The sequence below is a fragment of the Nostoc sp. CALU 546 genome (assembly GCF_048836525.1).
Genome location: NZ_JAWJTF010000002.1, coordinates 133362 through 153914 on the forward strand (window position 1 = coordinate 133362; position 20553 = coordinate 153914).

Sequence of the window (20553 nt, forward strand, 5' to 3'; positions counted from 1 at the left end):
ACTAAGAACTTGAGATAAAGCGATCGCGCCCCCCAGCCTTTGCTTGATAGAGTGCCTTATCTGCCAGCACGATCAAATCTGAAGGTGAGGATTCCCAAGTAGGGACAACAGTCGCCACGCCCATACTAAGAGTGACATACTCACTCACCGCAGATCCGTCATGAACAATTTGCAAATCTTTAACTCCGGCTTGTATCATAGAGGCAACATGAACTGCGCCAGATGCAGGGGTATATGGCATAATCACAGCAAATTCTTCGCCACCATAACGCGCTACTAAATCCTGATGTTTTTGTACCTTAAGGCTTAAGACAGCACCCACTTTTTGTAAACAGACATCCCCAGCCGGATGACCATATCTATCGTTATAAAATTTAAAAAAGTCGATATCACATAAAATCATTGACAAGGGAGATCCCTCTTGTGCGAGGTTAATCCACTGAGTATTAAGATAATCGTCAAAGCGGCGACGATTAGCCAACTCAGTTAAGCCATCTACATTGGCAAGGTGATGCAAAGCTTGGTTTGCCGCCTCTAATTGTTTGTATACTTGCGCTTGCTGTAGCAGTCGGCGTAAACGCTGGCGCAATACAGGCCAGTGAATTGGCTTAGTTACATAATCAGTCGCCCCAGCGTCAAAAGCACGGTTTACGGATTCCTCATCATCCAAGCATGTGATCATCAAGATGGGAGTGCGCTCCCATATCTTGGATATAACCGTATTTTTAAGTGTCGAATTTGTATCAAAATTCGCAAGTGCTGATATTAAATTATTCCTGGCAATTTGGAGCAAGTGCTTACAGCAGGTAAAGCCATCCATCACAGGCATTACAGCATCTAGCAAAACTATATCTGGTTTGATAGCCTCGTAAGCATCTAAACATTGCTTACCATCATTGACTTCAACCACTCGATAACCTTCTTGTTCCATAGCTTTACGCAACAACACTCGGATGGTCTTGTCATCATCAGCCACTAGAATCAGTGGCGGTTGCTTTGTAGAAAGAGGAAATGGGCTTATGCCTGACATGAGTTGCCTTCCACTTGCGGGACTATGCTGAAAAAGGCTGTGCAACTCGATCGCATGGGGGCGATCGCTATTTTCCTCAATGCCGAGATTTGCGACAAAGGTGTGTCTGTCCTCACAATCAACTGTTTCTTGACAATGGACTGCTCAATGTTCTTGAGCCAAGCAAGCGGTAGATAACTAAGTTGCATAGACAATCTATAATTGGAACACGAAGGCAATTGTTACCTTTTTGTTCAGCTATGGTTATGGGAGGAAATTGTTACTTTTATATTTCCCTATTGTTAAAGTCAAATTACAATTTTTTTGAGAATTGCAAATGATACCTTAATTATGTAGTTCTGTAGTTAGTTTAGAAACTTAGTAAGGCAGAGCAATGCAATTACCAAAATCCGCCTAGAAGATAGCTAATAGTAAATTATTAATATTACCTGACTTAAATTTATTTAGTCTATTCGGCAAGGCTTGCTGAGATTTAGTATAATTACATAAGGATGAGATAAAGCTTAGTGCAAAGATTTATTATCGAGTGAATCTAGGTTAAGAAATTAAGTAAAAATTCTTATTTAATTCGCCTCAGTACATCTAGTAATACTTGGCACAGATCCACTTAGGATATCAATTAACTAGATAATTTGCTCAAGTAAATTGCTAAATACAGGCAAATTTATACTAAATTATACTAGTTAGGTAAAAAAACGGCTGTTTGTTATTAAATTACTAAATTAAAACGAATAACTACTTCACCAGCAACACATAAAATCGCTATCTTTTTGACTGTACAAACAACAGGAAATCTTACAAAAAATCTAACCCTATTTACATTCACCAAATCTTTAAAATGCCAGACTCATTAATGTATCAGCAGGATAATTTTGTTGTTCTAGAAACAAATCAACCAGAACAATTTCTCACACTATCAGAGTTATTAGACAAGCTCAAAACAACTCTCCAGCAACTCATAATTCAAGATTTGCCACCTGACTTGCAAAAGTTTGATACTGTGGAGGCTCAAGCACAATATTTACTCGACACTAGCTGCGAATTAGATATTGGCCCTGGAAAATATTTGCAGTGGTATGCAGTTCGTTTAGAAAAGTAACTTTTTGGTCAGTGGTTAAGAGAATCACAAAAAATAATTTAAAAGCCATAAAGATATGGAGTTTGGGTAACAATAATTTTTGTTCTTGAGAGGATGTTTTAAAAGTGGTCGGATGTAATTTTAGTCACTTCTATATCCTCCTTGACCTCTAAAAAAAGGGGAACCAGAATAAAAGTCCCCCTTAACAAGGAAGACTTTGGGGGAGCTAAAACGTTTTACTCCCGATAAAAGGATTTTTAAAACATCCTTGGACTATTGACTGCTGGCTACTGACTCTTTTTGAGTATTGATCAACGCTAGCTCAATTGTATTTTCAGATGGCTGTGTTATTTGAATCTCCAATCCAGGGCCAAAATAGTTGGTCATTTTTTCTTGCTTTTTTTGCCACGCATCAAATGGTATTAGCGGCGAATCAAATTCTAAAATTAGGGCATAGTTGCCATTAACTTCTGTTTCTCGCAACCCTGTGACTGTTGGTCGTTCTTGATCTGTAGGACTCAAACCCAGAAAAGAAAGTGTTGTATCTAAATGAGCATCTTGACCGTAGCAATATCGGGTGATGTCTTTGCGAATTTTATTTTGAGTATCAGTTGCTTGCTGCTGGCGTAGCATTAATGCTGACGGTGAGGTAGTTTGGCTAAAGGGTACTGGCTTAAGTTCATTAGCTTTCAGCGCTAGTCCTCCCAACAAGAGAGGAATCCCGTAAAAAAATCCGACAAGATTGAGTGTGGCATTATTATTAGCATAGGCGACGAAGCCAGTTACCGTTAATATGCCGCCGATAGTTAAACCGAGTGTTCCCAAAGAGATTTGGCGTAGCATGAGCTTAAATTAGTATAAAGTCTGAATACGTCAGTTTTATTATCATCGGCTATGAGTAACAAATTAGGGAAGAACATCGTTCCCAGTTAAAAGGGCGTATAGTGTCCCAGAATATGAGATTTTGAGTTAACTTTAAACTTAAAGGTAGTTAAAGATAGGAAAAAAATAATGGATCTACAGACTATAAAAGAGCGAATCGTCGCAGTTCAAAATAAACGCGAGTACCTGTTAAGCCTGCTGGAGCAACCAAACCTGGGAACTTTGAGAATTGACGTAAATCAGGCTTTGGAAGAACTGGATGAATTAATTGATGAATTTAGACGCACCATTCCGGTAGAGTAGAAATCATTAAAAATAGCGTCGGTTTAACCCTTAACTTCAGGTTATACCGACGCTCCTCACTATTATCATGTGCTCAAACCCCCAGAATTGAACTAAGCCTGAGTTGACGAAGCAATATTGCTGTATCATTTATCCTGCAAATGAACCATCTCCTGCACGCTGACCTAACTGCCTGACTAGGGCAATAAGTTCGCTTGTAGGCACATCTTTCTTGCAAACATCATCAAAGCTAGACATTGCCTTTGTCCCCTGAAAATTTACGTCTTCTACTGAGGAGTAAGCAAGAATCTGGGTGTTCGGAGATATAGCTTTAATGTGACTAGATGCACTCCAGCCATCCATGACTGGCATTTGTAAATCTAGAACAATGACGTCAGGATGGCAACGTTTAACCATTTCTATCGCTTCTTCACCATTGCTGGCTAAACCTACTACTTGAATATTTTCCTGGCAAGAGAAAACCAATTGCAAGGTTAAACGAGTCAGTTCGTGGTCGTCAACTACTAGAACACGCAAGGTAGAAAGCTCACAGGATAACATTAACATTGAGGGGAAAGACGAAATTATTCAAAATAACCCCTCTAGTTTATGGGAACAAGTGCCAGCCCTGACTCTATCCTATGGTTGAATAACTTGTGTGAACCCATGAAAAATAACTTAGACAACTGCTCAGAAAATTAAAGTTTTCTAAAAAAAACTAAGTTGAGCTAGTTGTCAAGGTATAAGTAACTTATTTTTTAATCAATCAGGTTTGAGGCTACACCAGTTGAGCGTAATGCCATGTTCATAAGAATTTTTTGGGAATTTGCTTCTGGAGAATCATCATAGGGACGACGTTGAATATAAGTGCCATCGGCTTGTAATTCCCAAGCTTGGCGATTATCTGCGAGCATAATTCCCATAATTTCTTGCAAATCTTTAGCAATATCTGGGTCTTTGACTGGGGTAATTACTTCGACTCGGCGATCTAGGTTGCGGCGCATCCAGTCGGCACTGCCGATATAGATTTCCTCCTGTGTATTGTTATGAAAATAATAAATCCGAGAGTGTTCTAAAAAGCGACCGACAATGCTGATTATGCGAATATTTTCACTAATGTCTTTGAGTCCTGGGCGCAAACAACAAACGCCCCTAATAATTAAGTCAATTTGCACTCCGGCGCGGGAAGCTTCATATAGTGTGGCGATAATTTGTGGATCGACTAGGGAATTCATTTTGGCAACAATGCGTCCAGAAAACCCATTTTGAACATTTTCGATTTCGCGGTGAATTAGTGATAAAAAGCGATCGCGCATATTCACAGGCGCAACCAGCAACTCTCGATAAGATTTTTGCAAAGAGTAGCCTGTCAAGAAATTAAATAAATCTGTGATGTCAGCACCCAATTCTTCACGGCAACTAAACAATCCCAAATCTGTATACAGTCTTGCGGTTTTGGGGTTATAGTTACCAGTCCCAATATGCACGTAGCGACGTATCCGGTCTTTTTCGCGCCGTACTACCATAACGGTTTTACTATGGGTTTTCAGCCCCACTAAACCATAGACTACGTGAACTCCAACTCTTTCTAGTCGTCTTGCCCAGTAAATATTATTCTCCTCATCAAACCGCGCCTTTAATTCCACCAGCACGGATACCTGCTTGCCATTCTCAGCAGCAGCAATTAAGGCGTTGACGATGGGTGAGTCGCCAGAAGTCCGGTAAAGGGTCATCTTGATGGCTAACACATTTGAATCGTAGGCGGCATGGGTAATAAAGCGCACGACTGTTTCTGAAAAGGATTGATAAGGATGGTGTACTAGTAAATCCTTTTCCCGAATCACAGCAAAAAAGTCTTTTCCTTCGTCCGTTTCCAGGACATCTGGATCTAAACTCGGTTCTCTCAGTCTTTGCAACCGTATTGGTACAACAGATTGGCGTGGTGGATCTTTGAGTTCTGGCAATGGCAAGGACATAAAATACATCAAATCCCGCAGTCCCAAAAGTCCGTCTACTTCGTAGAGATCGCTTTCTGTTAATTCCAAATCTTGCAATAATCGCGATCGCACTATGTCAGGAGTCTGAGATTGAATTTCTAGCCGGACTGGACTCCCACCTAGTCGCCGTTTTCGTAATTCCTGTTCGATCGCTAACAATAAATCATCTGCTTCATCTTCTTCTAAGACCAAATCGGCATCACGGGTAATGCGGAACGGATGATATTCTTGAATGTTCATCCCTGGAAATAGAGATTCTAAGTTATGAGCGATCGCCTGTTCTAAAGGTACTCCAGTCCAGTGGGCAGGTTTTTCGCTGTTCTGATCTCCCAACTCAGGCGGTATCGGTAAAAATCGTGGCAGAACACTGGGGACTTTGACTCTGGCAAAGAGTTCCTCTTCGGTGTCTGGATTTTTGACCACAACAGCCAGATTCAGACTGAGATTAGAAATAAAAGGAAAGGGATGACTCGGATCAACAGCCAGGGGAGTCAAAACTGGAAAAACTTGTTCCTCAAAATAACTGTCGAGATGAGTCCGCTGTTTTTGATTCAAATCTATGTAATTCAGGATATGGATGCCATGATTTGCTAGTAGCGGACGAAGTACTTCTTCAAAATGTTGATGCTCTTTCTTGACGTGGGGAATAAGAGTAGACCTAATATCGTCTAACTGTTGTTGTGGTGTCCGACCATCGGGAGTTAACAGGCTGACTTTCGCCTCTACTTGTTGCTTTAAACCAGCAACCCGCACCATGAAAAACTCATCCAAATTAGAGTTGAATATTCCCAAAAACTTCAGGCGTTCCAGAAGTGGGGTGCGATCGTCACAGGCTTCATGTAATACCCTGCCATTAAATTCTAACCAGCTTAACTCTCGGTTAAGATAATATTGTGGATCGCTGAGATTGATGGGGGTAGAGCTTTTCTTAGATTTTGCCATAATGACCTAAGCGTAGGCAGATGTAGCCCATTGAACTGGGGGACAATAAACATAGTAAGTTAAATGGTGCTTGAGCATAACGCTGAGGTAAATTTTGGCTATATTGATTCTCTACCTTGCTACTGGTACAAGACAGATATCATCTTTAAAATCAAAAATCTATTTCTATTTAAATAATTTCAGTTAAAGACTAAAAAATCTTGTGTAGGCACTAAAGCTAAGGGACTTCCAAATAAAAAATATCCAATTAACTCCTGTGGGGTGGGCCGAAAAGCCATTGGTGTCAAGTTAACGCGAAACCACACGTCCGCCAGGGATTGTAAATCCCTGTCTCATAGCTAAAGTCCTCTGAAGAAGACTTTAGAGCGCAAAAATTTTCAGTCTACTTCAGTAGACTTGAGCAATTAGTCAGGGATTTACAATCCCTGGCGGGTGAACAACACCCAATCAGTACGCTATTTTTGGCTTAAGTTGACACCAGTGGCTTCAGATCGCTTCTGGTGGGTGCTTTGTGCGATCGCATAGCCCTTTATTTCAGAGAATCACTCTACCCAACCTATAACTAGATTTTATAGCCGTTTTCAATTGTGTGGAATATGGTAAGGGCTTACAGTTGTGCGCCTTTACAAAATATTGTGCATCCATACGAGAATCGCAATCAGTCTGGAGGTTCAAATCGTTGCCCACAGCATATTACCCATGAAGATGCACTTAAGATTTGGCAAAGATACAGCATGGGTATTGCTCAAAATGTGTGACTAATTATTAAGCTGAGTTTACAGAGAATTATGATGCTGGAAGCAGTCTAAAGCCTTACTTCTAGTACTTTTGGGATTGGATTACCCAAAATCTGAAGCTGGTAAGTATTGCCACAAGTTTTATCACAGTATTAAGTAAATAGAAGCCTTGCGGAATCTATGTTTTTATAGCTATTTGAATGCTGTTGCTCAGGTCTATACCAACAATCTCTTCTATTAGATTTTTTAATTTGTCACCGTCAAAATTTTGAATAATTTCAGTGTTGTTACTGAAATGTTCCTCCGAACTCAAGGTTATATTGAAAACGCAAAGATGAAAACACAAGGAGCTTGTGAATCATGAAAATTTCTGCGATCGTTAAAGGAAGCATCTGCGTATTAGGTTTGGTTGGTGTTGGTAATTTATTCGCTGCACCTGCAAATGCTGGAGATGCTGCTGCTCGTGGCGCTGTTACAGTCGTTAGACCATCAGGTTCTTCTATCAGCGTTAGTGGTGAGATCACTGCACCTACTGGTACACAATTTCCTGGTCCATTAGTTATCACACCTACACCTGGTACTGGTGTTATAGGTGGCAACGATGAAGATATAGCAAGTCTTGAAATAAACCCAGGTACAGTTGAAGCCTCAGTGGCGACAGCTGGCAGTGGCTCAATCGAATCAGCTATTGCAGAACTAATTACTGCCGGCGCTTTTGCAGAAGTTCAAGACCTGGCTGCTCTTGTCAGAGCAGCTAGCGCTGGTGGTTTAGAATAGACTGATTTTTACCTGACAGAAAATCACGATGGTGTAAAAAACTATCGGCTTTTAGTCTAGATGTTTTCACACCTTGCGTTGATTTGCAATGTTTTCTTGAGTTTAGTTTGAGAACGTGTTGTTAGTAGTTGACATAAAACAACTGTGACATACACACACTAGACATTTGCATCAAAGTATTTGGTAATTCCCTAATTAACTCTCTAACTTACTTTCCTTCATCCATATCTAGTGTTTATGGAGAATAAGGTAGCAATTGAGAGATAACAAATTTGGAGAGATAATACAGCTCCTTGAGTGTAGTTGAGGAGCAGTATTTTCAGAATTCTGTACTATATTACCATAATAAACCCGGTTTCTTATAGAAACCGGGTTTTTGATCTTTGGTTAAATATATTCAAAACGGCTTAATCATTTGATTCTGTAGGTAGGGGTTTTATACGCAGCAAATCGTTGAAGATCCCCCTAAATCCCCCTTAAAAAGGGGGACTTTGACTCTGGTTCCCCCCTTTTTTAAGGGGGCTAGGGGGGATCTAAACACTGTGAGGCAACTCTCAAAGACTTGTGTATACGCCCGCAGCCTGATAAGCAAGGAAGGCGGAGGGCTAAGTTAGAGTAAAGGTTGTACACGACGTTAAGCTATTCAGACAGTAGCCAAGCTGCTGAATGCATATAAAATTAAAATTTATTAAGAAAAGTTAATGAAAGCTGGACACATTGATACAGAAGCAGCGAGGTTAGAAGCCCTCCGCCAGTATCAAATTCTTGACACCGAACCCGAAGCAGCTTACGACAATCTTGCTCAGTTAGCGGCATTTATTTGTGGCACTCCCATCTCTTTGGTAAATTTCATTGATGAAAATCGTCAATGGTTTAAGGCAAAAGTAGGTTTAAATGTATCAGAAATGCCCCGGAGTGTTGGGTTGTCTTATCTTTGCCAAGAGCAGCGTAATCTTGTTGTGGTTCCTGATACGCTAGCTGATGAGAAGTTGGCAAATAATCCAGTCGTGACTGGCTACCCATACATCCGGTTTTATGCAGGTGTACCATTAATTACTCCGAAGGGAGATATGCTGGGAACTGTGTGTGTAATTGACCAAGTTCCACGGCAACTAAGCCAAAAACAAGTGGAAGCGTTTGTAGGTTTAAGTCACTTGGTAATCGACCAATTAGAACTTAGACGTCATGTAACTGAGGTATCTCAAATTACTGAGAAACTGATGGCACATGAGCAAGCAGCCCGCGCCCAATCTGAAGCCGCTAGAACTCGGATCACTAATCTTCTTGAAAGCATCACCGATGGTTTTTTTGCCTTAGATAAAAAGTGGCGATTTACCTATATTAATGGTCAAGCAGAACGACTGTTGCAAACAAACCAAAATGAGCTTTTGGGTAAAAATATCTGGGAAGTGTTTCCAGAAATTATCGGCACAACATTCTATCGTGAGTATCACAGAGCAGTCTTAGAACAGGTTAGCGTAGAATTTGAGGAGTTTGATCCGCTACTAAACTGCTGGCTTCAAGTCCACGCCTATCCGGCAAAAGACGGCTTGTCTGTTTATTTCCAAGATATTACTGAACGACGGCGAACAGCAGAAGCACTACGGGAAAGTGAAGAACGCTGGCAATTAGCATTACATGGTAATAATGATGGTATTTGGGATTGGAACCTCAAGACTAATGAAGTGTTCTTCTCAACTCGATGGAAGGAAATGCTCGGCTATAAAGACCACGAAGTTTCCCACCGTTGGGATGAATGGACAAAACGAATCCATCCCGATGAGCGAGATTGGGTACTTCAAGCTTTCCAAGACCACTTTGCCCAGAAAACACCGTTTTACGTCTGTGAATATCGAGTCCAGTGCCAAGACGGCAGCTATAAATGGATTCTAGATCGAGGACAGGCACTTTGGGACGCATTGGGTGATATTGTGCGGATGGTGGGTTCTTATACAGATATCACAGATCGCAAGCAGGCAGATGAAGAATTAAAACGACAAAATCTGCGATCGCAATTATTCGCAGAAATCACCCTAAAAATTCGAGAATCTTTACAAATAGATGAGATTCTTAAAACCACGGTGACAGAGGTACAAAAGTTACTCCAAGCTGACCGAGTTTTGATTTTTCGGCTGGAAACTGACGGTTCGGGAACAGTAGTACAAGAGGCAGTGCTACCTGGTTGGCCGGTAATTTTAGGAGAAAATATTTTTGACCCCTGCTTTAAAGAAGAATATATAGAAAGATATCGCCAGGGAAGAGTAAGTGCTATTGAAGACATTCAAGCTGCTCATATTCAACCATGCCATCGAAAATTTCTGCAACAGTTTGCTGTCAGGGCTAACCTGGTAGTGCCAATTCTTGTCAGGGATGCTATTTGGGGCTTATTGCTGGCTCATCAGTGTGCTGCACCTCGACAGTGGAATAACTTTGAGACGGAGTTATTACAGCAATTAGCTAACCAAATAGGAATTGCTTTATCTCAAGCGCAACTTTTAGAAAAAGAAACCCAGCAAAGTCAAGAACTTGCGCGTTCCAATGCAGAATTGGAACAGTTTGCATATATCGCTTCCCATGACTTGCAAGAACCGTTGCGGATGGTGACAAGTTATTTACAACTACTAGAGCGAAGATACAAAAATCAGCTAGATGCCAATGCCGATCAGTTTATCAACTATGCAGTAGATGGGGCCCGCCGGATGCAGACCTTAATCAACGATTTGTTGAACTATTCTCGCGTCAGCACCCGTGGACAGCCCTTTAAGTTAGTTGATTGTAATATTGTATTACAGCAAGCGATCGCTAATCTTCAAATTGCGATCGCAGATAGTCAGGCAGTTGTCACTTATGATCCTCTACCTGAAGTGATGGCTGATACTACCCAACTAACACAAGTATTTCAAAACCTGATCGCCAATGGGATCAAATTTTGCCAGAATCAGCAGCCACTAATTCACATTGGGGTAAGTAAGGGAGATGCAGATATAGATGGAAAAAGTTTAAATTCTATTCCGTCGGGGGATGAATGGCTGTTCTCGGTGCGCGATAATGGAATTGGTTTGGAATCCCAGTATGCTGAACGTATTTTTATAATTTTTCAGCGCTTGCACGGTAGAGACAAGTATCCCGGTACTGGAATTGGTCTGGCAATTTGTAAGAAAATTATAGAACGCCACGGCGGCCGGATCTGGGTTGAGTCGAAACCGGGTGAAGGCTCGACTTTCTACTTCACAATTCCAGATATAGTAGGTAAGCAATGGTGAGAACCATAACAGCGATTATGCCTATTGAGGTTTTGTTAGTAGAGGATAATCCTGGCGATGCTCAACTTACACGCATCGCCCTGGAAGATAGCAAAATCTCGATTCACTTAAATGTGGTCGAAGATGGTGTAGAGGCAATGGCATTCTTGCGAAAACAGGATAAATATGCTAGAGTCCCCCATCCAGATATTATACTGCTCGATTTAAACCTCCCTAGAAAAGATGGGCGGGAAGTGCTGGCAGAAATTAAAGGAGATGAAAACCTCAAACGAATACCTGTGGTTGTCCTGACGACTTCCCAAGCAGAAGAAGACATCCTCAAAGCCTATAATTTGTGTGCAAACTGTTATATAACTAAGCCAGTAGATTTCGATCAATTCGTTAAAATTGTACAATCCATAGAAAATTTTTGGTTTGCGATCGTAAAACTGCCACCGGAGTAGTGGAAATGGCAGGTAAAAATATTAAAGTCTTGTTAGTAGAAGATAACCCTGGTGATGTCTTTTTATTACAGGAGTTGTTAAAGGAAGTTAGCACAGTTGTAGTTGAGTTAATGCCTGTTGAGCGGCTTTCCGAAGCCCTCAATTATTTAGCAAAGGAAGTTTTTGATGTAATTTTGTTAGACCTCTCGCTGCCAGATAGCCAGGGATTGGAAACCTTTGTCATAGCTCACCTTCAGGCAAAAGCAACTCCAATAATTGTGCTGACAGGTATAGATGATGAAACCCTGGCAACTAGGGCAATGCAGCAAGGAGCGCAGGATTATTTGGTGAAAGGGCAAGTAACTGGCGACTTGCTGGTGCGATCTATGCGTTATGCCATTGAGCGTCAACGGGCAGACGACGCACTGCGCCATAGTGAGGAGCGATTTCGGGTTGCCCTAAAAAACTCTCCAATCTTTGTCTACAACCAAGATCGGGAGTTACGCTACACCTGGGTTTATAATCCTCCATCTGGGGTGACTGTTGAAGAAATATTGGGCAAACAAGATTTGGATATCATCCCAGTAGAAGATGCTCAACGTCTCATCGAAATTAAACGTGGGGTGCTAACCACGGGCATAGGAACGCGAGAGGAAGTATCAATTACCATCAAAGATACAACTCGATATTATGATTTAACTGTCGAGCCATTGCGAAATGAAGCGCAAGAAGTTGTTGGCGTGACTTGTGCCAGTATCGATATTAGCGAACGCCAAGCTGCAATGCGCGAACGGCAAGCCGCGCTATGCGAACGCAAATTAGCAGAAGAAAAAATCCGCGAACAAGCAGCATTACTAGATGTCACCACAGATGCCATTTGCGTCCGAGATTTAAACAATCAAATTATTTTCTGGAACCAAGGCGCAGAAACACTTTACGGTTGGAAAGCCACAGAGGCTTGGGGCAAAAATGCTAGTGAGCTTTTGTATGACGAACCTTCACCGGAAATTGAAGCGGCTCTTTTACAAGCTATTACTAAAGGTAAATGGCAGGGTGAGTTAACTAAACTTACTAAAATGGGCAAAGAAATCCTCGTTGCTAGTCGCTGGAGTTTAGTGTGTGATGAACAGGGAAAACCTAAATCAATTCTCACCGTTGACACAGATATTACCGAGAAAAAACACCTAGAAGCCCAATTGTTTCGCGCTCAACGCCTGGAAAGTATTGGCACTTTAGCTAGTGGTATTGCTCACGATCTCAACAATATCCTGACACCGATTTTAGCAGGAGCGCAACTGCTACCACTGAAATTTCCCGATGCAGATGAGCGAACTCGCCATCTACTAGAGATTTTAGAAATCAATGCTAGACGCGGCGCTGATTTAGTCAAACAGGTGCTATCCTTTGCGCGGGGTGTAGAAGGGAAGCGCATCACTTTGCAACTCAAACATATAATTGTGGAAGTTGGCAAGATTCTGAAAGAGACATTTCCTAAATCTATAGAAATCAGCACCGATATACCGCAGGATTTGTGGATGGTTTCTGGAGATAGCACCCAACTGCATCAAGTACTGATGAACCTCTGCGTCAACGCCCGCGATGCGATGGCCAATGGTGGTACTTTGAGTATCTCTGCCGAAAATCTGTTGATTGACGAAAATTATGCCCGGATGAACCTGGAAGCCAAAGAGGGGCCTTACATAGTGATTACTGTCTCCGATACTGGAGTTGGGATTCCTAGAGAAATATTAGATAGAATTTTTGAGCCATTCTTTACCACAAAAGATGTGGGACAAGGCACTGGTTTAGGACTTTCCACAGTTCTGGGTATTATTAAAAGCCACGGAGGTTTTGTAAACGTGTATAGCGAACCTGGAAGTGGCACTAGCTTTAAGGTTTACTTGCCAGCAGTGGGGGGAATGGAAACACTCAGCCCCGAAAATTTGCCACCACAGACAGGACATGGAGAATTAATTTTGGTTGTGGATGATGAAGTTGCCATTCAAGAGATTACGAAAACATCATTAGAAACTCACAACTACAAAACTTTAATTGCCAGTGACGGCATTGAGGCGATCGCAATATATGCTCAAAATAGGGACAAAATTAGTGCCGTCCTCATGGATATTATGCTGCCTTCACTAGATGGTTTAACAGCCATCCGTACCCTGCGAAAAATTAATCCCCAAGTCAAAATTATTGCCAGTAGTGGACTTATGTCTGACAATAAGCTCAGTGTAATAGCAGCCATTGGTGTCAATACATTTTTGTCGAAGCCTTATACTGTCAACGAATTATTGCTTTCTTTACAGAAAGTCCTATTGTAAGTCAAGTAATTACGTAAATAACCTGATAGCTGTGAGTACAAAAGGCTGCTTCATTTATGTGGGTGCGATCGCTTAGATTTGATATGATTGAGTGTCGGCTAACACACATCTTTTACCGATACTCACAAAGCTGACTAAATCAATATGCCTCGATTTCTCAGATTAATTGTCAATATAGTAATCTTGAGTGCATTGTTACTCATATCCCAGCAAGTTGGGGCACAAGATTGGCGTCCGGTTCGCGGTGGTATCCCTTTCGGCATCAGTGGTATGGCTTTGATAGAGCAGCAAAGCAATACGCTCGATTTTCTGATTGTCCATGACAACAAACAAAAAAATCAAGGCCGCATAGCAATCATCAGCATTAAGGGTAAAAACCAACCTGAATATTTCCCCTTGAACTGGCCAAATAATACAGAGTTGCCCATCGACTTAGAAGCTTTAACATCTGTTCCAGAAAAAACAAAATCCTCTTTTATCGCTTTAAGCAGTTCTGGAAAAGCTTATTACATCAGGTTAGAGCCTACCAATAAGACCATCTCAGTTATTAGGGAATTCAATCTACCAGGAATTATTCAAGGAAATAATTTTGAAGCATTTGGATTGCAAAATATAGACGGTCAATTAGTTGCTATTTGGGGACATCGAGGTGAAGGAGAACAACCAGCGACTATTTTTTGGGGAGTTTTTGACTTAGTTAAATATCAAATTACTCTTGCAGGTTCCGCCAATCTGAAAGTACCGCTTCCGTCTGGCAATGTTCGTCATATTTCAGATATTAAGATAGATCCCGTAGGAATTGTGTACATCACCTCAGCCAGTGATGCCGGAGATGATGGCCCATTTCAGTCAGCTGTGTATGTCGCTGGTTATTTAGGATTGGATGGTAACAAAATTGCATGGCGACAAAATCCTCAACTTGTTCCCCTCTACCGCTCTGATTACCACAAAATTGAAGGTATGGAACTTGTTCCTGGTGCAAAAGGCGGTGTGATTGTTGGTACAGATGATGAGAATTTGGGTTCCTATGTATACATTTTAGGTGGAAGTAGCTACTAGATTTTGAGAATTGCTGGTTTATTTGCGATCGCTAGCAAGTTACTATACATATATCAAATATCTTGTCAATATTTACAGTGCGATGCCTAGGGCGGGCAAAGCCTACGCAACTTGGTGTGGGTTGACCATTATCTGATTGATAACGGTCACTGATTAATTACCCCTACACATTAAATCGGAACAACATTACATCCCCTTCCTGCACAACATACTCTTTCCCTTCACTGCGAACCAACCCTTTTTCCTTCGCAGCATTCATCGAACCAGTTGTTACCAAATCTTTATAAGCAACTGTTTCAGCGCGAATAAATCCCCGCTCAAAATCACTGTGGATTACACCAGCAGCTTGAGGTGCAGACATTCCCGCATTAATTGTCCAAGCGCGGGTTTCTTTGGGGCCACTAGTGAAATATGTCCGCAAGCCTAAAAGTGTGTAAGTTGCCCGAATCAATGATTTCAAACCGCCTTCTTCCACACCTAAAGACGCGAGGAAATCAGCTTTATCTTCCTCTGCTAATTCCACTAATTCAGCTTCAACTTGAGCCGAAACTATCACAACTTGGGCATTTTCTGTAGCTGCAATTTGTCGCACTGTTTCCACAAAATCATTACCAGTTGCCAACTCATCCTCAGATACATTGGCCGCATAGATAATCGGTTTATAAGTGAGCAGTTCCAATCCTTTAATAATTACTGCTTCTTCTTCATTCAAGCTTACCTGACGCACCGATTTACCTTCATTTAAAGCCGCAGCTAATTTTTCTAAAACTGTGATTTCAAACTGTGCATCTTTGCTGGTACGAGCTTGTTTGCGAGTGCGGTCAATTCGCCGCTCAATTTGGGCTAAATCTGATAAACCCAGTTCTATGTTAATGATTTCAATATCTCGTGCTGGGTCAACAGAACCAGCAACGTGGATAATATCGTCATTCTCAAAACAACGTACCACATGGACGATCGCATCAACTTCCCGGATGTGAGACAGGAATTGATTCCCTAGTCCCTCACCCTGACTTGCACCTTTAACTAAACCGGCAATATCTACAAATTCAACCCGCGCCGGGATAGTTTGTACCGAACTGGCAATCTTAGCAAGAACATTTAACCGCTCATCCGGTACTGCGACAACGCCGACATTCGGTTCAATCGTGCAAAAAGGGAAGTTAGCTGCTTCTGCCTTGGCATTAGCAACTACAGCATTAAATAAAGTAGATTTTCCGACGTTGGGAAGTCCGACAATTCCGGCTCTTAGCATTTTGGATTTTAGATTTGAGATTTTGGATTACATTACCAAGGTAATTCAAACAGGTTCCGGTATGGTTTGGGGAATTGTTTCTGGAACTGTTTGAGGAATTGGCCCTGGAACTGGCACAGGTATAGGAGTAGGTACTGGTTCTGGTACAGGCCCCGGCAAGGGTTGGGGAATCCCTGGACTTGGTACTGGTTCGGGACTAGGTAGCGGGTTCGGTTCGGGATTGGGAATACGTGGTTCAGGTATAGAAATCGCAGTAAGATTAAGCATGGTAAGTCTAAATTAAATTATTCAACCTTCCCAAGGTAGATGACAACCTCAGTTGTTGACATCTCCCTAAATGGCTATACCCAGCGACACTTCCTTTAATTATTCTCCCCCGCCCCTCTGCTCCTCTGCCCCTCTGCCCCTCTGCTCCTCTCTCAGCCCCTCCACCACCTCTGGTACTGGATCGTAACCACCTGGATGAAACGGATGACAGCGCAAAATCCGCAGGGTTGCCATCCAGCTACCACGCAATACTCCAAATCGTTCAATAGCTTCAATAGCATACATCGAACAAGTTGGTTGAAAGCGACAACTCGGAGGAAACAATGGCGAGATAAACATTCGGTAGCCCCGAATCGGCCAAATTAATAATAGTTTCATTACAGTTACCTAAATCTTATAAATTAGTTATAGAGGTAAAAATTTCCATCTTGTCGCATCTTTGTTAATTACATTTTCTGATTTCACCTCAATTCCGGTTTTATGGCTGCAAATTGCGATCGCTGCAATTTGGGTGTTACTCATCCTCATGATTGCAGGGGTGGTAAACCGCTTTGCCGACAAGCCAGAAATCGTGCGGAAGATAGTTCATATTGGCACTGGTAATGTGATTTTAATCGCTTGGTGGCTCAATATTCCCGCTAGCGTCGGGATTACAGCTTCAATCTTAGCGAGTGCAATCACCTTATTATCCTACCGATTGCCCATTCTTCCTGGTATTAATAGCGTTGGACGCCAAAGTTTAGGGACATTTTTTTACGCTGTCAGTTTCGGTATTTTAGTCGCTTGGTTCTGGTACTTGCAACAACCCCAGTATGCAGCACTAGGAATTTTGATTATGACTTGGGGAGATGGACTAGCAGCCTTAATTGGGCAGCGTTTTGGTACACATAAGTATAAAGTTTTTGGGACAGAAAAAAGTTGGGAAGGTTCCCTAACTATGATGCTCGTTAGCTATCTCGTCAGTAGTTTGATTTTAGTTGGAACTCAAGGAAACAGTTGGCAAACTTGGGTTATATCACTTTTAGTAGCAGTTATGGCTACAGCTTTAGAAGCTGTTTCATTTTTGGGTATTGACAATTTGACAGTTCCTTTAGGCAGTGCAGCCCTTGCCTACTTTTTAACCATAACCATAATGTGAAGCTTGTGGTTGTAGCTATTCAAAATATGTTCATTTACTGTAAATACCTGCAAAAACACCAAATATTGACAATCCCTGCTCTAGCGCATTGATATATCTAAAACAAATACAGGATTTTATATCTATCTTGAGAAACAAAAATGCAATTTTGTTTTATGTCTCCAGGTTTATGAAATCCTGACAAACAATGCCTATAGTTGGGTCTTAGGTGGTCACACACCTAATTTCGTAAGTGAGGCTAACAATCATGTCACATCAAATAATTACATCTGAGTTGCTCAATGACTTATCTGATGAGCAACAACAGATGCTAGTCGGTGGTGCCGATTTTGAGTTAAGCGGCAGCAATTTTGGTAACAGACGGAGTGCTTTAATTGGAAGAACCACTTCCGGCCCCCGCGGTAGCAGCGCCACCTCCATAGGCATTAATAGTGCTGTCAATACAGCTGCACGAGACTTCTTGGGCTTAGGTGGAAATCTTCCTAGAGGAGTTGGAGCCTTGGGTGCATCACCAGTTCGTGGTTAGAACGGTACCGCAAACTCCGCTATCGTGATAGTGCTGAGTAATATGGGTGCTTAAGGTTTCCCCTTTTTGGGTGCTGGAAACAGCCCTAGATTCCAGAGCTTTTCTATGATTTTCCCTTTTGTACAGCCTAATTATCTGGTTAAATGCCTTAGGGAACACTATATCAGCGAGTTAGCCTCTGGAATCTTTTTATCAAAGAGGTGCGTCAGTGAGGCTAAAATCATGTCACATCAAAGAATCACGTTAATTTGGGTGGATGTGTTTCCACTAGGGAAATTACAGGTTTACCCGTCGTTTCTACTCTTTAACCATTCCTACAAATAACCTGTAAAAGTTGTCACTTAAGAGCGCTTCACCAATAAATTTCGGCGGGGAATGGCGAGTATGGGTTTTGAAATAGTTAAGAATGATGATTTGTTTAGTCAAATAGCAAACTTGACTGTGCTATTTGGGTGGTGTTGAACAATTTCGCCACTCAAGGTTTCTTCTCATTGATTTGTAGAAGCGATCGCAGATTTCAGAAATCTCCTGTCTACAGATGTGCTGTCTACATTACCCAAATATCTAAAATCAAGACTTTCTGCAAAACTACATCCACCAATCAATTTCTGTAATGGTGATTTTTAATTAGGATTGTGCTAGTGAGGCTAAAAATAATGCCACACCAAATTGTCGCATTTTTGGGAATAAAAGGGGGATGAAGGAGACTATTATGACTCGCTCAACGTAAGTGAGGACTTTGAGGGAGTTTGAGCGTTCTCCTACATTTTTTTTAACGCGTTACACACGTTAGAAATTTGAGGAAGGTAATTCTGGCGCGTCGCGCATACCTTTCTCTTCCCCCTTTTTCGATTATAGAACATTGTAAAGCATGATGTTTGTCACTGTTAGCAACATCTGTTACCGTTTCACTTTTTAGCAAAGTATTTTTAGCGGGGAAGCCGTAAACACCTTATTTAAAGGGATTTATCAATGCCTTTGTGTCAACGCAACAGGCTTGACTTTTAGATCACCTGATTTTTTCATGTATCCATTCACAACAAAAGGTGCAATGCCGTGAAATCCTTACGCACAGTGGAGGACTCTTCTTGGAATAGGTTTAATGAACCTAATCCAGACCAACTTCATTTAGTTGAAGTTAACGAGTTTCTCCCTCATCTCGGTAAATGGACAAACTTTGGAGGAGGAATTCTGCTAACTATTTTTGTGGCAGGAGTGAGTCTTACATCAGTTCTGAATTACAACGTCACGGTTAAAGTCCCTGCAAGTATTCGACCTGTTGGAGAACAGCGAATTGTTCAGTCTGCGATGAATGGAATCATTCAAAAGATAGATGTTCAAGAAAATCAGGTGGTAACTAAAGGACAAGCTATTGCTTACGTTGATGATTCTCAACTCCAGACCCAAAAAAGTCAATTAGAAAGCAGTATTCAGCAGAGTCAATTACAACTAAATCAAATTGATGCTCAACTCGGTGAAATGAATGTCCAGATTGCGGCTCAGACAAACTTAATTAACCGCACAATTATGGCTGCACAAGCTGAGTTTGGTGGTATTCAACGCAACTATCAAGATCAGCAAATTAAAGCTACAGCTGATATGACAAAAGCAGAATCAGCTTTGACCTTAGCGAAGGTGCAAAAAGAGCGATTGCTGCGAGAAAAAGTCTTAATAGCAACGGTTCAAGAGGCGGAAGCAGCTTTGAAATTAACTCGGCTACAAAGAGAGCGATTGCAGCCGATAGTAGCATCAGGAGCAGTTCCTCGTAATCTGTTTGAGGAAAAAGAACAAGCGGTTAAGTCTGCTGAAGCAAAGCTAGAAGAAGCTAAAGCTAGCGCTAAAAATCTCATGGAGGAAAAAGAATATGCTTTTAAGGTTGCACAAACGGACTTAGAAAAGGCTAGAACCGCGATCAATCCTAGTAATGCTGTTGTAACAGTGGCATCTGAACGGATTAAGCAGGAACAAGCAAAAGGTGAAGCGACCTTAGCCGCTTTGAACAAAGAAAGAGAGACTCTTTTACAGCAGCGCCTTGAATTGCAAAAGCAACGCGATCGCAGTGGTCAAGAACTACAACAAGTAAAAACCGATCTAAATAAGAGTGTAATTCGATCGCCAATCGCCGGAACCCTGCTGCAATTGAATCTTCGCAACCCAGGACAGGTAGTACAACCCAGTGAAGCGATCGCTCAGATTGCTCCCCTCAAAGCTCCTTTGTTAATTAAAACTCGCGTCGCGGCTCAAGATATTGACAAGGTGAAAGCGGGTCAAAAAGTCCAAATGCAGGTTTCTGCTTGTCCCTATCCAGACTATGGAACTCTCCAAGGAACCGTCGAAACAGTTGCACCTGATGCTCTACCAACTTTAAAAAACAACGTAGATCAGAATGTGGCGCAGGTACTCGCTTATCAGGTAACTATTCAACCACAAAAACCATATTTGGGTCGAGGCGATCGCCAGTGTCATCTAAAGTCGGGGATGGAAGGTAGAGCAGATATTATTTCTCGCCAAGAAACGGTACTTCATTTCATTCTCAGAAAAGCTCGATTAATTACAGATTTTTAATTCAAA

19 protein-coding genes are annotated in these 20553 nt (G+C 41.6%); 12 read left to right on the plus strand and 7 right to left on the minus strand.

Annotated features, from left to right (window positions below; translation table 11 throughout):
• Position 1: 1 nt before the first annotated feature.
• Positions 2 to 1030, minus strand: a complete 1029-nt coding sequence (locus tag RRG12_RS01700) for a response regulator (RefSeq protein WP_069073446.1) — start codon at positions 1028 to 1030, stop codon at positions 2 to 4.
• A gap of 24 nt (positions 1031 to 1054) precedes the next feature.
• Between RRG12_RS01700 and RRG12_RS01705 the strand changes: the two genes are divergently transcribed.
• Both RRG12_RS01705 and RRG12_RS01710 read left to right on the plus strand, forming a co-directional pair.
• On the plus strand, positions 1055 to 1207 hold the full coding sequence (locus tag RRG12_RS01705) for a hypothetical protein (RefSeq protein WP_176727153.1): 153 nt from the start codon (positions 1055 to 1057) through the stop codon (positions 1205 to 1207).
• A 661-nt stretch (positions 1208 to 1868) separates the two neighbouring features.
• Positions 1869 to 2129 carry a chlororespiratory reduction protein 7 gene (locus RRG12_RS01710; RefSeq protein ID WP_420758111.1) on the plus strand — a complete coding sequence of 87 codons (261 nt, stop codon included), beginning with the start codon at positions 1869 to 1871 and terminating at the stop codon, positions 2127 to 2129.
• A 252-nt stretch (positions 2130 to 2381) separates the two neighbouring features.
• Here the strand turns inward: RRG12_RS01710 and RRG12_RS01715 are convergent, their stop codons facing one another.
• On the minus strand, positions 2382 to 2951 hold the full coding sequence (locus RRG12_RS01715) for a DUF2854 domain-containing protein (RefSeq protein WP_069073444.1): 570 nt from the start codon (positions 2949 to 2951) through the stop codon (positions 2382 to 2384).
• Between the two features lie 168 nt (positions 2952 to 3119).
• Between RRG12_RS01715 and RRG12_RS01720 the strand changes: the two genes are divergently transcribed.
• Positions 3120 to 3293 carry a hypothetical protein gene (locus RRG12_RS01720; RefSeq protein ID WP_176727152.1) on the plus strand — a complete coding sequence of 58 codons (174 nt, stop codon included), beginning with the start codon at positions 3120 to 3122 and terminating at the stop codon, positions 3291 to 3293.
• Between the two features lie 129 nt (positions 3294 to 3422).
• Here the strand turns inward: RRG12_RS01720 and RRG12_RS01725 are convergent, their stop codons facing one another.
• Positions 3423 to 3839 carry a response regulator gene (locus RRG12_RS01725; protein ID WP_181927826.1) on the minus strand — a complete coding sequence of 139 codons (417 nt, stop codon included), beginning with the start codon at positions 3837 to 3839 and terminating at the stop codon, positions 3423 to 3425.
• A 191-nt stretch (positions 3840 to 4030) separates the two neighbouring features.
• Positions 4031 to 6211: a polyphosphate kinase 1 gene (ppk1, locus tag RRG12_RS01730; RefSeq protein ID WP_420758112.1), complete on the minus strand. Its 2181-nt coding sequence runs from the start codon at positions 6209 to 6211 to the stop codon at positions 4031 to 4033.
• Between the two features lie 596 nt (positions 6212 to 6807).
• On the opposite strand from ppk1, the gene RRG12_RS01735 reads away from it, so the two are divergent.
• The 6 genes from RRG12_RS01735 (at position 6808) to RRG12_RS01760 (ending at position 14796) form a co-directional block, all read left to right on the plus strand.
• On the plus strand, positions 6808 to 6969 hold the full coding sequence (locus RRG12_RS01735; protein ID WP_420758113.1) for a hypothetical protein: 162 nt from the start codon (positions 6808 to 6810) through the stop codon (positions 6967 to 6969).
• 339 nt (positions 6970 to 7308) lie between these two features.
• The gene (locus RRG12_RS01740; RefSeq protein WP_420758114.1) at positions 7309 to 7725 is read left to right on the plus strand and encodes a hypothetical protein; all 417 of its coding nucleotides are present in this window, start codon (positions 7309 to 7311) and stop codon (positions 7723 to 7725) included.
• Positions 7726 to 8426: 701 nt separating this feature from the next.
• A complete protein-coding gene (locus RRG12_RS01745; RefSeq protein ID WP_420758115.1) occupies positions 8427 to 10988 on the plus strand; it encodes a GAF domain-containing protein in 2562 nt (853 codons plus the stop codon).
• A complete protein-coding gene (locus RRG12_RS01750; protein WP_420758116.1) occupies positions 10982 to 11431 on the plus strand; it encodes a response regulator in 450 nt (149 codons plus the stop codon). The genes RRG12_RS01745 and RRG12_RS01750 overlap by 7 nt, the downstream gene beginning before the upstream one ends.
• Positions 11432 to 11436: 5 nt before the next feature.
• Complete coding sequence (locus RRG12_RS01755; RefSeq protein WP_420758161.1) at positions 11437 to 13737, plus strand: response regulator; 2301 nt, start codon at positions 11437 to 11439, stop codon at positions 13735 to 13737.
• Positions 13738 to 13881: 144 nt separating this feature from the next.
• Positions 13882 to 14796, plus strand: coding sequence for a hypothetical protein (locus tag RRG12_RS01760; RefSeq protein WP_420758117.1), 915 nt, complete (start codon positions 13882 to 13884; stop codon positions 14794 to 14796).
• A 163-nt stretch (positions 14797 to 14959) separates the two neighbouring features.
• On the opposite strand, the gene ychF is transcribed toward RRG12_RS01760, so the two are convergent.
• The 3 genes from ychF to yidD all read right to left on the minus strand — a co-directional run bounded on the left by ychF (position 14960) and on the right by yidD (position 16696).
• The gene (ychF, locus tag RRG12_RS01765; RefSeq protein ID WP_069073436.1) at positions 14960 to 16051 is read right to left on the minus strand and encodes a redox-regulated ATPase YchF; all 1092 of its coding nucleotides are present in this window, start codon (positions 16049 to 16051) and stop codon (positions 14960 to 14962) included.
• Between the two features lie 45 nt (positions 16052 to 16096).
• Complete coding sequence (locus RRG12_RS01770) at positions 16097 to 16318, minus strand: hypothetical protein (RefSeq protein ID WP_069073435.1); 222 nt, start codon at positions 16316 to 16318, stop codon at positions 16097 to 16099.
• 99 nt (positions 16319 to 16417) lie between these two features.
• On the minus strand, positions 16418 to 16696 hold the full coding sequence (yidD, locus tag RRG12_RS01775) for a membrane protein insertion efficiency factor YidD (RefSeq protein ID WP_420758118.1): 279 nt from the start codon (positions 16694 to 16696) through the stop codon (positions 16418 to 16420).
• Between the two features lie 61 nt (positions 16697 to 16757).
• Between yidD and RRG12_RS01780 the strand changes: the two genes are divergently transcribed.
• From RRG12_RS01780 to RRG12_RS01790, 3 genes are all read left to right on the plus strand, one after another.
• The gene (locus RRG12_RS01780; RefSeq protein WP_420758119.1) at positions 16758 to 17456 is read left to right on the plus strand and encodes a diacylglycerol/polyprenol kinase family protein; all 699 of its coding nucleotides are present in this window, start codon (positions 16758 to 16760) and stop codon (positions 17454 to 17456) included.
• Between the two features lie 247 nt (positions 17457 to 17703).
• A complete protein-coding gene (locus RRG12_RS01785; RefSeq protein ID WP_420758120.1) occupies positions 17704 to 17982 on the plus strand; it encodes a CTB family bacteriocin in 279 nt (92 codons plus the stop codon).
• A 1056-nt stretch (positions 17983 to 19038) separates the two neighbouring features.
• Positions 19039 to 20547, plus strand: coding sequence for an HlyD family efflux transporter periplasmic adaptor subunit (locus tag RRG12_RS01790; protein ID WP_420758121.1), 1509 nt, complete (start codon positions 19039 to 19041; stop codon positions 20545 to 20547).
• Positions 20548 to 20553: the final 6 nt, after the last annotated feature.